The organism is Lujinxingia sediminis (genome assembly GCF_004005565.1).
GTDB lineage: Bacteria > Myxococcota_A > Bradymonadia > Bradymonadales > Bradymonadaceae > Lujinxingia > Lujinxingia sediminis.
Genome location: NZ_SADD01000007.1, coordinates 68,099 through 82,050 on the forward strand (window position 1 = coordinate 68,099; position 13,952 = coordinate 82,050).

The 13,952-nt window shown below is 63.7% G+C and carries 11 protein-coding genes; 9 read left to right on the forward strand and 2 right to left on the reverse strand.

Annotation, left to right across the window (positions count from 1 at the left end; translation table 11 throughout):
* Positions 1 to 55: 55 nt before the first annotated feature.
* Positions 56 to 1,501: a hypothetical protein gene (locus EA187_RS12955; RefSeq protein ID WP_164856250.1), complete on the reverse strand. Its 1,446-nt coding sequence runs from the start codon at positions 1,499 to 1,501 to the stop codon at positions 56 to 58.
* A 388-nt stretch (positions 1,502 to 1,889) separates the two neighbouring features.
* On the opposite strand from EA187_RS12955, the gene EA187_RS12960 reads away from it, so the two are divergent.
* From EA187_RS12960 to EA187_RS12995, 8 genes are all read left to right on the forward strand, one after another.
* Positions 1,890 to 3,506: an RCC1 domain-containing protein gene (locus EA187_RS12960; RefSeq protein WP_115605359.1), complete on the forward strand. Its 1,617-nt coding sequence runs from the start codon at positions 1,890 to 1,892 to the stop codon at positions 3,504 to 3,506.
* An 86-nt stretch (positions 3,507 to 3,592) separates the two neighbouring features.
* Complete coding sequence (locus EA187_RS12965) at positions 3,593 to 4,801, forward strand: choice-of-anchor D domain-containing protein (RefSeq protein ID WP_127780525.1); 1,209 nt, start codon at positions 3,593 to 3,595, stop codon at positions 4,799 to 4,801.
* Positions 4,802 to 4,959: 158 nt separating this feature from the next.
* A complete protein-coding gene (locus tag EA187_RS20980) occupies positions 4,960 to 6,051 on the forward strand; it encodes a peptide-N-glycosidase F-related protein (protein ID WP_127780526.1) in 1,092 nt (363 codons plus the stop codon).
* A gap of 528 nt (positions 6,052 to 6,579) precedes the next feature.
* Positions 6,580 to 6,831 carry a DUF2795 domain-containing protein gene (locus tag EA187_RS12975; RefSeq protein ID WP_127780527.1) on the forward strand — a complete coding sequence of 84 codons (252 nt, stop codon included), beginning with the start codon at positions 6,580 to 6,582 and terminating at the stop codon, positions 6,829 to 6,831.
* A gap of 156 nt (positions 6,832 to 6,987) precedes the next feature.
* A complete protein-coding gene (locus EA187_RS12980; protein ID WP_127780528.1) occupies positions 6,988 to 7,854 on the forward strand; it encodes an MbnP family copper-binding protein in 867 nt (288 codons plus the stop codon).
* Positions 7,855 to 7,896: 42 nt separating this feature from the next.
* Positions 7,897 to 9,078, forward strand: a complete 1,182-nt coding sequence (locus EA187_RS12985) for a methanobactin export MATE transporter MbnM (RefSeq protein ID WP_206524314.1) — start codon at positions 7,897 to 7,899, stop codon at positions 9,076 to 9,078.
* A 149-nt stretch (positions 9,079 to 9,227) separates the two neighbouring features.
* Positions 9,228 to 9,890: a hypothetical protein gene (locus EA187_RS12990; RefSeq protein WP_127780529.1), complete on the forward strand. Its 663-nt coding sequence runs from the start codon at positions 9,228 to 9,230 to the stop codon at positions 9,888 to 9,890.
* Positions 9,891 to 10,016: 126 nt separating this feature from the next.
* Positions 10,017 to 10,721, forward strand: a complete 705-nt coding sequence (locus EA187_RS12995; RefSeq protein ID WP_127780530.1) for a hypothetical protein — start codon at positions 10,017 to 10,019, stop codon at positions 10,719 to 10,721.
* A gap of 124 nt (positions 10,722 to 10,845) precedes the next feature.
* Here EA187_RS12995 and EA187_RS13000 read toward each other — a convergent pair whose 3' ends face one another.
* Positions 10,846 to 11,463, reverse strand: a complete 618-nt coding sequence (locus tag EA187_RS13000) for a P-loop NTPase family protein (RefSeq protein WP_127780531.1) — start codon at positions 11,461 to 11,463, stop codon at positions 10,846 to 10,848.
* 251 nt (positions 11,464 to 11,714) lie between these two features.
* On the opposite strand from EA187_RS13000, the gene EA187_RS13005 reads away from it, so the two are divergent.
* The gene (locus EA187_RS13005; protein WP_127780532.1) at positions 11,715 to 13,649 is read left to right on the forward strand and encodes a tetratricopeptide repeat protein; all 1,935 of its coding nucleotides are present in this window, start codon (positions 11,715 to 11,717) and stop codon (positions 13,647 to 13,649) included.
* Positions 13,650 to 13,952: the final 303 nt, after the last annotated feature.

Here is a 13,952-nt window from a genome sequence, read left to right on the forward strand (position 1 = left end):
CACTTCAACTTCTTAGAAAAAGCGGCCACACACCACCGCTCGCAACCTCTCCGGCCTAAACGAAAAAGCGGTTGCTGTAAAACTCCGCCATCCGCTTAAAGGTGATGGCCCCAAACGCGTTGACCGCAAAACCCGCTACCACACACGCCTTAAAGAAACGCGTCAGCGGCCGCCGTCCCACCGCCAGCAGCACGATCAAATACGCCGTAAAATCCAGGCTGAAGCGATACCCGAACTGCTCGTAGCCCGTGTTCTGATAAAGAAAGCCCGGGATCGCGATCGCCGCCACCGTCGCCCACAACGCCCGGTGCAAAAAGCGCTCTCTCGCATCGCGCCGCTCCCTGGGCCACAACAGGTAGGCAAAGGCCGGCGTCGTCAACAGAAGGCTCATCCCATGCCGGCTCACCACAACAAAGGGGTAGCTCGTCTGCAGCTCCGGCATCAGCGTAAAGGCCGCCGAGAGGTTTTTACCCAGAAAATGCCAGTGGAAGAGCCCGTACTCCACAATCCGCCCGATACGCCCCTCGGCCAGATAGCGGTGCCCGAACTCCGTAAACGACTCAAAGCGCATGGAGTTCATAAGGAGCAGGCTCAACCCCACCACCAGACACGGGATGCAGAAAAGCACGAGCTTCTTGAACTGCTCCTTATACTGCGCCGGAACCACCAACCGCCCCCCGGGGAAGGCGACCATTAAAAAGAAAAAGATCGCCGAGAACACAAGCGGCGTGCGCGTCGCAAAGCCCAGCGCCAGACACACCCCCGCCAGAAAAGGCCGCCGGGCGTGCAGCCCGAAGTAGATGTAGCCCAGCGTAAACGTGATTCCGACCACCAGCGCCGTAAACCACACCTGCCCCAGCACCGCGCACCACAGATGCACCGTCCCGAAGCCGAAGAGCGCGGTGAGCCAGAGGTTATCGCTGCGACTGCGCTCGGTGACGCCCGTCGTCGAAAGACGCTCCAGCAACAAAAACATCAAAAGCACATTGAGCGCCGCGAACACGATGGTGAAGAGCACATCGTTGGTCTCCCACCCCCAGATGGCCACCAGCGGCATCATCAAAAAGCCCGGCCCCGGCGGAAAGGAGACAAAGTAGCGCTGCGTCTGCTCCGCCCCCCGCATCTCCCCACGCGGAATCTCCATCACCTCCCCGCTCAGCAGTTTAAACTCCCCATGCTGCGCTCGCCCCGCCCAGTTCCCCTTCACCACCTCTCCGCTGCGCAGCGTAATCTCTCGGTAGCTCGCCCAATCATTGCGATGGTGCGGCTCCCGATCGAGCTCGAACGCCACCAACCCTTCGCGCTCCGCGGCGGCTTCATCGCTGAAGGTCGCCGCAATCATCTGGTTGTAGGTATGCGCCAGATACACAAAGTGGTTGTCCGGACTCGGACCTTTGAGGCGGTTGCCGCTAAACGCAGCAAAGACGGCAAGCGAGAGCAAGAAGATCCCCACCATCCACTGCCAGCTGACGCGGCGAGTGCTCTGGGGGGAGGAGGTCATCTCGGAGTGGGGCGTTGAAGTCGGCTGGGAGGTCATCGGTCGTCTACCACGCAATCATCGTACGTTGAGCATCAGCCGGTGTTTGTCCGGCAGGAGAGCGCGCGGACCATACACCTGCTCGCCAGTGCCAAACAATGCCCGCACGTCCGCTCCCATCCCACGCGGGCCACGCGCTACTACCGCTGCAGTTGCATTGTGCCCGCCGCTTCGTTTTAGTAGGTGACTATCTCGTTTTGAACGCTCTGCTACGCTGTGAGCAGAAGTTGACGCTGGTGGATGCGAGATTGAGAGTGACGCGGGCTGCGTTGCTCTCAATGCAGCAGACACAGCGTCAACGATAGCTCACGGCGTGATACTGGAACGCCCCTTTTTCGCCAGGGATCCGACGGTGTTACGCCCCTACGCTACCCCTTTTGTCGCCATGCTACTGGTCTCGCTGCTCACCTCGAGCTGTGCCAGCGTCGAGCCGGACTGGAACATCGACCCCGATGCGTCCTCACCAGACGTCGACGCGCCCGACAGCGACCAGCCCGACATGGGCCTCCCCGATGTCGACCCGGCCGACGCTGGCGATGACGCCGACGTCGCGCCAGAAGACGACGCCGACACCACCGAGCCCCCGCCGCCCTGCGACGACCTCTGCGGCCCCAACGAACAATGCCGCGACGATGTCTGCGTCGACCTCTGCGTGGAAGCCGGCTTTGCCTGCGGCGAGCATGCGCTGGCGGGTCAGGCGGTGAGCTGCGGCACCTGCGAGCTGGGCGCCTGTCAGGAAGGACAATGTGTCGACGTCTGCGGGGAGGTCGGCGCCGAATGCGGCGACCTCTACATCGACGGCACCCTTTACAGCTGCGCGAGCTGCGCTGGCGCCGAGCGCTGCGCGCCAAACAACCTCTGCGTTGCAAATCAACTCAACGTCGACCTCACCGCTGGCGCCGAACACACCTGCGCGCTTCGCCCCAACGGCCAGGTCCGCTGCTGGGGACGTGGCGACAACGGTCAGCTCGGCAACCGCGCCTACTCCGGAAGCAATTTCCCCACCGCCTCCTTCAACATCGACGGCGCCCTTCAGGTCAGCGCCGGCAACTTCCACACCTGCGCGCTGATGGGCGACAACCGCGCGCGCTGCTGGGGACTCAACGCCCAGGGACAACTCGGCACCGGTAACACCAGCAACGCCAACCAGCCCATGGCCGTCTCAAACCTTGTCGACGTCACGCACATCTCCGCGGGGGGCAACCACACCTGCGCACGCACCTCCCCGGGCCTTGTCCGCTGCTGGGGTTTCAACGCCCAGGGACAACTCGGTGGCGGCAACCTCACCTCCACCCTCTCGAAGATCGCTGTGCAGAACCAGGGTGGCGGCAACTTCGACCAGGTCGTCGACATCAGCCTGGGCAACAACCACTCCTGCGCGCTGCGAACCTCTGGCGAGGTCTGGTGCTGGGGGCTCAATGACAAGAGCCAGCTCGGTGTGAGCGGCACCCAGGGCGCCACCACCCCCAGACAGGTCTTCAACCTCCCGGCCACTCGGCGCATCAGCGCGGGCTACGATCACACCTGCGCGCTGACCCTCGACGGCGACGTCTACTGCTGGGGTCGCAACGACCGCGGCCAACTCGGTCGCGGCAGCACAGGGTTGGCAGGGCTTGCCCAACGCGTCCACCTCCCCGCCGACGCCGTCGACGTGGCCGCGGGCTGGCTTCACACCTGCGCGGCGCTGGTCAATGGCACCACCCACTGCTGGGGTGCCAACGAACGTGGCCAACTCAGCAAACCCTCCCCACCGCGAGAAACCCCCACTGCGGCCGATGAAACGAGTCCAGTTCTCGTGCCCGAACTTACGGATGTCTACCGCGTGGCCGCAGGCCGCTACCATAGCTGCGCGCTGACGATCTCCGGCGACGCCTTCTGCTGGGGTGCGGCCGAAAACGGCCAGCTCGGCGACGGCACCCAGGGCGACACCAACAACGAACATGTCACCCCGGTGCAAGTAGCGCCTTAAGCCCGTTGCGGCTACGATGCCCCCCGCGTGCGCTCTCTGCGCACGCCCGATGCTCCTCTGACGTTGATGCACTACCCGGATTTATGATGGACGCCTCCCTCCTCTCCACCCTCGCCCTTCGCGGTGCCGCCTCACTTATTCTGACCTCGCTGCTCCTGGCCTGCTCCGGCGAGGGCGACACCGCCGACTCGGTCGATCTTTCCGACACGACGATCGAGGACGCCTCCGAAGACACCGGACCCGACGCCGAGCCCGACCTCGGCAGTGGGCCCGACGTTGTCGCCGGACCACCCAACATCGACATCAGTCCCATCGCCATCGCGTTTGAAGACGTGCGTCTCGACGACGAAGCCAGCGCCATCGTCACCATCCGCAACACCGGCGAAAGCCCGCTCATCGTCACTCGCCTGACCATTGAGCACTTCCAGCTCCCGGGCACCACGCCTCAATTTCGCCCCGGCGACGGCTGGACCGACAGCTTTGAGCTTGCGCCCAACACCTACCGCGACGTGACCATCCGCTGGGTGCCAACCCTCTACACCGGCATCGGCGGCCGACTCATCATCGGCAGCGACGACCCGGACACCCCCGAAGTCATCATCCCCATCCAGTCCACCTCGGCCTACGCCCAGGCCGAGGCACCGCGCTACATCAACTTCGGCTCGGTCAGCGTCGGTGAGACGGCCACCCGCGAGATCACCGTCTACAACCGAGGCTTTGACCCGCTCAACATCACCGCGCTCACCTCCACCGGCAACGAGGAGTTCGCCTCCCAGTTCAGCGCCCGCGCGCTGGAGCCGCAGCTCCCCGCCTTCTTGCAGCGCAACGACAAGATCGATCTTGAGCTGAGCTTCTCCCCCACCACCGAGGAGCTCGCCAGCGGTCAACTCACCATCGCTTCCAACCTCCCCGACGGCCCCGACATCATCGTGGAGCTTCAGGGCAACGGCCCCGCCCCCTGCATCCGCACCAGCGGCGACCTCGACTTCGGCGAGCTTCTCCCCGGCGCCGAGACCAGCGACGACCTCATTGTGCTCAATTGCAGCCGCGACCGCTCCCTGACCATCCACACGCTCGAACTCACCAACGACGGCGGCGGCGTCTTCAGCCTCCCCGCCCTGCCCACCCTCCCCCTGGTGCTGGGCATTGCTCAGACCGAGACCATCGCCGTCGACGCCAACCTCAACGTCGAGCAGGAGGCCCTGGGGCAGCTCACCCTTACCACCAACGACCCCACCCAGGGTGAGATCGTCTTGCAACTTCGGGCGCGACCCCTTGACGACCCCATCGAATAAACCTTTGATTCCAAAGGCATTTCAGACACTCTTGAGAGCCCGCGCGAAGCGCGGGCTCTCATTGCTCTGCCCTCCTGGCAATCCTCCCTGACGCTTCGCCCCCCCTTCCTCTATACTCCCACCGGCCCTCCCCCTCCCACCTTGCCGCAGGCCCAGCCATGCCCCTCCCCACTCCCCGCACGCACCTCGCCAGCATCCTCTTCCTCGCCACATTCTGCGCCTGCTCCGCCCCCGACCCCGAAGCCCCTCTGGTCGTCGAGGAGGAGATTCCCCTCTACGACTTCGACGACGCCGCTCCCTGGTACCCCTGCCCCGACACCGCCTCCTTCGACGAACGCGTGGTGGAAGTCGTCGCCATGGACCGCGTCCACCAGTATTTCGGCGACGAAGACCGTCGTACGGTCGAATCCCCCGTCACCTTCCCCGAAGGCGACTGGTCACAGGTGGGGCTAAAACTGGAGCTGGCCTGCCCGGAGGGCATGGTCTGCGATCACTGGGACCGCACCGCAAGCCTGGAGCTCATCACCAACCCCGACGCCGCCCCCGAAGATCAAACGCGGGTGGAAGTCGCCCGCCACATCACCCCCTACCGCCGCGGCATGTGCCAGTACATCGACCTGACCCCCATGGCCGGCTTGCTAAGGGGCGAACGCGCGCTGCGCTCCTTCATCGACACCTGGGTCGGCCCCGGCCATGAGCAGGGCGAAGGCTGGGAGGTCAGCGCGACCTTCTATTTAACGCCGGGTTACCCGGAGGCCGCCGACGAGGTCATCAACCTCATCGCGCGCCGCCCCATCACGGTTGGCGAGGTCGAGCCCGACCAGAACGTCGCCTCCCAGCTTCCCGAGCTGAGCTTCACACTTCCCGAGAGCTTCCGCCGGGTGGAAGCCCACCTCACCACCACCGGCCACAGCTTTGGCAACACGCGTAACTGCGCGGAGTTCTGCGAGATGCGCCACGATCTTCTCCTCAACAACGACGCCCTCCTCTCTGTGAACCCCTGGCGCAGCGACTGCGCATTGAATCCCGTCTCTCCCCAGGCCGGCACCTGGGAGTATCCTCGCAACGGCTGGTGCCCGGGCGCCGTCTCCGTGGGCGAACGCATCAACCTCACCGACGCCGTGCAACCCGGCGAAAACACGCTCGCCCTCGACATCCTGCTTGCCGACGGAACGGAGTACGACAACACCTCCCCGGTCGACCTCCTCCCCTCGACCCAGGTCGCGCTCAAACTCTACGTGTGGCGCTGATCGTCGGCCCCAAAAAACGACCCTGGGTCATCCCCCAGAATGACCCAGGGTCGCCCGAAGTCGATGTTCTATGCGCCTGAGACGGCCATGACCCTCGCGCGACAGCACACCCCGCACGTGGCTACCAACGCCTCCCGAAATCATGACCCTCGGTCGTCTAAAAGATGATCCTCGCTCACCGAAAACCCGCGGCCGAGTTGGTGACCGGGTAACGCTCATGCAATGGCTAAAAACGGGCAAAGAGATGACCCTGGGTCATCCCCCAGGATGACCCAGGGTCGCCCGAAGTCGATGTTCTATGCGCCTGAGACGGCCATGACCCTCGCGCGACAGCACACCCCGCACGTGGCACCAACGCCTCCCGAAATCATGACCCTCGGTCGTCTAAAAGATGACCGAGGGTCATACGAAATCCTCGCAGACGCCACGGGTTCGGCAATCCTCTAGGTGAATCGCCTCCCCTCCCTAACTTTAGTGTGAGGCCCCATTCGCCCTGCCACCCGCTTCCGCCAGCGCCGAGGCCGCCGCATGACAGACTATCGGATCAGTGTAACGCCCTCCCCGACCACGATCGCCCGCGCACTCCGAGGTTTGAGTTACCCGGTGGATCGCGACGCGATGCTGCAACACGTCACCGACGCCTACGCTGGCGAGTTAATCCTCTCGGCACTCAATGGCATGCCCGACAGGATCTTTAACGATCTCGACGATCTTCTGCACGCCTACCGTTTTGAACGCGACCGCCCCGAAGACCTCGGCACACCCGCAGCGGCCCCCTGAATCTGCACGCTCCGCTGGCCTCAGCGCCTCCGGGTGCGACATTTCGTCTTCTTGTCAAAACCTACTCGAAAGGGGGAGATGTCCCGCATCGTACCTGCTGCAGGCGCGAGCCACACAGACATCCATGCACCTCCCCCCTGATCACCGAGTTGAGCTATGCCCCTGAACACCTCCCCGCTGACCCGCACTCTTCTACTGCCGACCCTCCTCTTGCTCATCGCCGGCTGCGGCAGCGCCGAAGACGACGCCACCACGCAACCTCTCACCCTCAACTTCGCAGCGCAGGTCGGCCAGGAGGCGTTTGCCTGTGGTCAGACCTACGAGGGCCTGGGCAGCACCCAGACAACGTTTGAGCCCTTCGACTTCCGCGTCTTCATCAGCGAGATCGAGCTGCGCGACGACGGGGGCCAGTGGCAGCCTCTCAACCTCGATCAGGACGGCATCTGGCAGCACCAAAACCTCGCCCTCCTCGACTTCGAAGACGCCACGGGCCGCTGCCAGAACGGCAGCGCCGAGACCCGCGACATCGTCACCGGAACGCTGCCCGAAGGCACCTACGACGCCCTTCGCTTCACCATCGGCGTGCCCTTTGAGCTCAACCACATCGACGCGGCCACCGCTCCCAGCCCTCTCAACACCACCGCGATGTTCTGGAGCTGGCTGGGAGGCTACAAGTTCATGCGCATCGAAGGTGCCACCACCGGGCTCGACACCGGCTGGCAATTCCACCTGGGGAGCACCGGCTGCGAACCGGCTGAAGGCGGCGGTGCCACCTCCTGCGCCAACCCCAACCGCGCCCGGGTCGAGCTGAGCGACGTCGATTTCGACGCCGACACCCTCATCTTCGACCTTGCCGAGCTTGTCGCCGGTGCCAACCTCGACCAGCACCAGGAAAGCACGCCCTCCGGCTGCATGTCCGGCCCCACCGACAGCGACTGCCAGCCGATCTTCTCCGCGCTCAACCTTCCTCACAGCGAGCAAAGCCCCGAGCCTCGCCAGGTCGTGCGCATCCAGGCTCGCTGAAACCCGCACCACAAGCCAACATCCTCAACGCCGAGCCCTCCTGTGATTCACGCGCTACGCCTCACTCCCGCCCTCCTCATGCTGCTGGCCAGCGCACTCACAGCTCCGCTCGGCTGCTCGGAGGCCACCTCCCCGGAGGTGGCCTCCCCCCCCATCCCCTCCTACTTTCCCACCCCGCGCATCCCCACTGAAAACCCCTGGAGCGCCGAAAAAGCCGAGCTCGGCCGCGCCCTCTTCTACGACACGCGCCTCTCAGGCAACGGCACCCAGTCCTGCGCCAGCTGCCACCCTCAGTCCCGCGCCTTTGTCGACGTCCTCCCCCGCGCCGTGGGCTCCACTGGCGAAGAGCACCCTCGCCGCAGCATGACCCTGACCAACGTCGCCTGGAACCAGACCTACAACTGGGCCAACCCCCTGGTCACCACCCTCGAAACCCAGGCGCTGACCCCGCTCTTTGGCGAGCACCCCGTCGAGCTCGGCATGGCCGGCCGCGAAGACGAGCTCATCGCGCGCCTTCAGCAAGAGCCCTTCTACGGCGAACGCTTCGCCGCCGCCTTCCCCGACGCCGAAGAGCCCATCACCGTCACCCACATCACCTACGCGCTGGCAAGCTTCCAGCGCACGCTCATCTCGGGCTCCAGCGCCTACGATCGCTTCATGTACGAGGGGGACGCTACCGACTTTTCGGAATCGGCCCGCCGCGGCATGAGCCTCTTCTTCTCCGAGCGCCTGGAGTGCTTTCACTGCCACGGCGGCTTCAACTTCTCCGACGCCATCGACCACGATGGCCTCACCACCTCCTCGGCCCCCTTCCACGTCACCGGGCTCTACAATATCGACGGTCAGGGCGCCTACCCCGCTCCCAACACCGGCGTACACGAAGTCACCGGCCGTCCCGAAGACATGGGCCGCTTCAAAGCCCCCACGCTTCGCAACATCGCGGTGCGCGCGCCCTACATGCACGACGGCAGCGTCGCCGACCTCGACGCCGTCATCGACCACTACGCCGCCGGCGGCCGCACCATCCCCGACGGCCCCAACGCCGGCGTCGGCTACCTCAACCCCAACTTAAGCCTCTTCGTCCCCGGATTTCTCATCACCGACGAGGAGCGCGAAGATCTCAAAGCCTTCTTGCACAGCCTCACCGACCACGACTTCCTCACCGACCCCGCGCTCGGCCCCCCGGCCGACCTTCCTCCCTTTGAGCCGCAGGTTGGCGAGTGAGATGAAAGTGGGAGCTGCACACCTTCGCCTCAACCCTTAGCGCGGAGCTCGCCATAAAAAGCACCGCTCTGAGCCTGCTCCCCTCCCAGGCCCGGGCCTGCTCTCTGCATAGCGCCTCGCCACCCATGCACCTCCAGAGCACCGAAATAATGCCCCCGATCGAGGGCCCCCCCGATGCGAGTGCTGAGCCCGAAGCATCCGCCAACTCGACCATCCGAGAGACCGACGAGGCCCGCATAGATACTGGCGATGGCAGCACTTCCGAAGCTCTCAAGCGTCGCACTACCCTCCCTGAGAAGCCCTGGCGCGCCGGCGACAACCTGCGCTGGGGCTCAGCGCCCAGACTCGCTCTCTACGCTTTGGCGACGACACCCGGGGGGGCCGAGCTCAGCGAGCGCGCGCTACTCGTCGACGCCCACCTCGACTTGCCAAATGCCATCGGCGTAGGCTCAAGCCTCCCCATCGCACGTCGCGCACTCCGGCTCCCCAACGGCGGCAACCAACGCCTCGCCGGCGTACAACGCTCCCCTACCCTTCGCCTCGTTCCGGCCGCTACCCTGCAGACCGTCGCTGGACTCGCCATCACCCTGGCTCTGCCCCTGCGCCACGAGTGGGCCACCCGCACCGCCGGCAACACCCTGCCCCTGACCGGCGGCACCCTCCTGAGCATTGAGCCCCGCCTGCGCTGGTCCCTCACCGACCGACTTCACCTTCTGGGCGGCGTCAGTCTCCCGGCGATACAGGCGCTACGAGGCGACGCACGCGAAGGCGTAAGCGCATTTGCAGCGGTGCAGTTTTTGCCTTTGTTTTGAGCACGACATCCCACTGTTCACCATGACTTACAAGGTTTGTCACCCTCATCCTCGGAGACACTCCGATCAGGATATGATAGGCACATACATCAAAGTCTTTATGCCCGAGCTCGTCACTGCTCAAGGATGCTGATGCGCACCTACCTATTTTGCCTGAGCCTTATGCTCGCGGCCTGCAACCCCAAACCCGACTCACCGACGTCGGTGGTGAGCCCTGAGGCGAACTCACCCACGCACCTTTCACCTCCCTCCGAGCGGAGCGAAACGATGAAAGAAAACGCAGCCCCAATCCCGAAAACGCCCGTCGAGCCATCGCACTTCGTATTTGTCGCCAGCCCGCAAAATGCGCAGATGCTCGATTGTCCGAATTGGGAGAGTCCTGAGGCCCCCCACCGCCGCCGTTCCCGGCCAATGAACGACACAACCGACTCTCCCACACGACACGAGGTGAGTTTCACCGACGTCATCGCGATCCAGAACCCCTCCGGTGTCGAGGCAACACCGCACCATACCCACCCCATTGAGGAAGTCACCGCCACAGCGGCACGCGTCGCGTTCGCGCTCTCACCGCTCACCTTCACGAATCAGCCATCTTTGACTCACGACGCATTCGGTACCGATCTGTGCAAACAACTCAATGAGCTCTTCAGCGCACCCTACGTCGTCCTTCATGCGTACCCGGTCTACGTCGATCGTGGGAACTCAGCTGAAGATCCCTGGCGCGATAGCTGGGAGAGTCTCGGGACCGACCCCTCCTGCCAGAGCCGCGCATTCTCCGACCAGGAGGCGGCGCTCGCGTATGCGCGTTCGCTCATATCGGCGACCGAGTAGAACAAGAGCGCAAAGCCCACATAAGCCCTTGATCTCATTCGAAAACCAGACTTCTCAAAGAACCACCACGCCCAAACCACAGTGGTTCTTTGAATCAGGGAGTGTGGTGCTACTCGCCAACCCCTTACCCTTCCAACCCCATCACTCCCTCCGAAAAAACGCGCCCCTTAACGCCCCCTCGCCAGATCTCCACATCCCGCAAATCCCCCGACCGCACCCGAAACACATCCAGATGCTGCCACGCGGGCTCCCGCTGCCCCATCAACAGCCGCTCATTGCGTACCCGATGCTTCTTCCAGGTCTTCGCCGCCCATAAAATGATCGACTCGCGGCTCATAAACCCCCGCGCCAGACTCTCCACATTGCCGTTGCACACCACCTCTCCCGTCACCCCGCGCCGCAGCGTGCGCACCACGATCTGCGACATCACCTGCCTGAACGGAAGGTCGAGCCACACCACCGCCTCCGCGCGCCCCCACACCACATCCCGCACCACTGAGTAGTTCCCATCCGCCACCCAGCGCTCCCCGGCCGTGGCCGCTGCAACGTCCTCACAAAACACATCCCACGGCCGCTCCTGCCACCCCGGCAACCAATGCAACCGGTCGAGCTCCACGTGGCGATTACTTGTCTGCCACGCCAGCCGGTTGGCCAGCGTCGACTTCCCCGATCCCGAAGTCCCCACCACCACATAACGATCGTAGGGGGTGCCGTCTGCGCGGTAGAGTGTTTCAAACGTCATGATTCATATCCGAACATCAAAGGTGTGAAGCCCACGTCCTCTCTCTACGCCGAGCACCACCTCAACGCCAACGCATCTTGTACACACCACAAAATCAAACCTCTTGACCTCACTGCGCCAACACACCTTATGTCCCACAACGAGTTCCAGCGCTGACCCCGGTTCACCCTTATGCTACTCTTCGGCCTATTCAACCGGTGATGTTAATTTGAAATGACGCGCGTACGCCGCACTCATGTCCTGAGCCCTCGATGTTTGCCAGACCTCCTATCTTCAGTTTGCACCTCGTCATCTGGACCGCCACCCTGGCGCTCTGCCTCACCTTTGCCAGCACCACCTTCGCCGAAGACTCCGAAGACACGTCAGCCCCCACCTGCGCCGACGATGAGATCTTCGATTCCGTGCTCGGAGACTGCCGCTACACCTTCAGCATTCACTACACGTCACTGGACACGCTACCGGCCATGATCGAGGCCTGCGAAGAACGCGAGTCGATGCTCGCCTGCGCCTCATGGAGCGTGTGGGCCTGGCGCCGTGGCGGCTGGGAAAAAGTCTCGGAGCGAGCCGGTCAACTTTGCGAAGAGCGCTGCAACGCGGGCGACCCGGCCGGATGCGGCTGCCTGGCCCACCTGGTTGGCACCGGATCAGCTGGTTTTGAACGTGACCGCCAACGGGGCAGCGACCTCGCTCAGCAAAGCTGTGCAGGAGGCGTAGGGTGGGGCTGCAACATGGCCCGCACTCTGCACAACGACACCGTCAGCTCGGACCGTGAACGACGTGTCGAAGACGCGCTACGCACCTACGAGCGTGGCTGTTTGCTCGGCGACCCCTCCAGCTGCGCCAACCTCGGTTTTTTTGCGGGGCACACGACCCGGGGAGGAGACACGCTGACCGAACACATCGCCCGCACTTACTTTCAAGAAGGGTGTGAGAAGCACATTGGATGGGCCTGCGGCGTTTACGGTGAAATGCTCTACCTCGGCATGGGGGGTGACACCGACGTTGAGGAAGGGATTGCCTTTAACAGACGTGGCTGTGCGTTTGGCGACCCCATGAGTTGTAAACGTCTGGGCGACCTCTATCTGGGCTCAACGGAGTTGTCGTTACCATCTGATTACCAGCTTGCGTTGGAGTACTTCGGCTATGCCTGCGATTCGCGGGACGCCCGCGCCTGTCATTTGTGGGCCACAATCGCTGATCTCGCATTTCCTGATCTCGAGCCCCCCACACGACTGGAGGAGGCCTATAAAATCGCCTGCTTCCGAGGTCGCTCCGAATCTTGTGTCGCGCTGAGCAACCTCTATCTATCCGCACGCAAAGACTGGCCCGCTCAACCCGACGCGGCACGCAGCACCCTGGAGCGCAGCTGCCGCCGGCACGCAGATGATTCCTGCGTGGCATATGGTCACCTCGTGGAACAGGGCATCGGTGGCGAAGTCAACCTGAACGTCGCACTCGAAGCCTACGAGCGCGCCTGTCAGAACGGCGAGCCAAAAGGATGTCAGTGGGCCGGCGCATTAGTGATGCACGAAGAACCTGAACGCGCCTTCGAGATCTTCACCGAAGGATGCGATCGTGGCGTTGGAAACAGCTGCAACTGGTTGGCGCTTTGGCTGGAAACCCACGCCTCGCCAGAAGACCAACGCTACATCCTCGGTTTACACCAACGCGCCTGCGACCTTGATGAACCCCGCGGCTGCTTCGACCTCGCACTCATCTATGAAACCGGCCGCAGCGAGTTCGAGGCCAATCCACCTCTCGCCATGAAACACATGGCGGGGGCTTGCCGACTCAACGATCCCATCGCCTGCGTGCATTTGGGGCGATACCTGTTAGACGGCGTCAACAATAACCTCTCATGGGACGAGCGTGCCGTCCCGCTCCTGACTTCGATATGCGTGAACGCCCTCCCCCACCGACGAGATATGCACCGCGCCTCGACCCTTTCCTGCCGCTGGCTCGCCCAGAGCCACGCCGACCGTGGCCTTCACTCCCAGGCGCTCGATATTGCCCAACGAGGCTGCGACCTGCGCGACGCTGATAGCTGCGCTCTGGCTGCAGAACTTCTCAAAGCCGAGAACTTCGAGCCCGTCACACGCCACGACGCCACAACCTACGAGGCAAAAGCCTGCGACTACGGCGACCTCTCCTACTGCTCGGATGTCACCGACGCCCAAACCGAATAGCCAACTGCTCCCCTCGCAATCCGAGCGTTCCCGATGACGCTCCTTACTCCGGTGGCTTTGCTCGCCAGCACACTCGGCCTTCTCACCGCCTGCTCCCCCCACTCCGACCGAACCTCCCGCCCCTTCCGAAACGCCTTCCCCCCCGCCCCCGAAGACCTCACCCTCCCCACGCCCCAACCTCCCCCTCCCATCACCAACCCCGGCGAAGATCGCATCACTCCTGCCCCGACCCCACCCATACTGCCCCCTTTTCTGACCACGAATCGACCCCAACCACCGTACTGCCCCCTTTCCTGACCACGA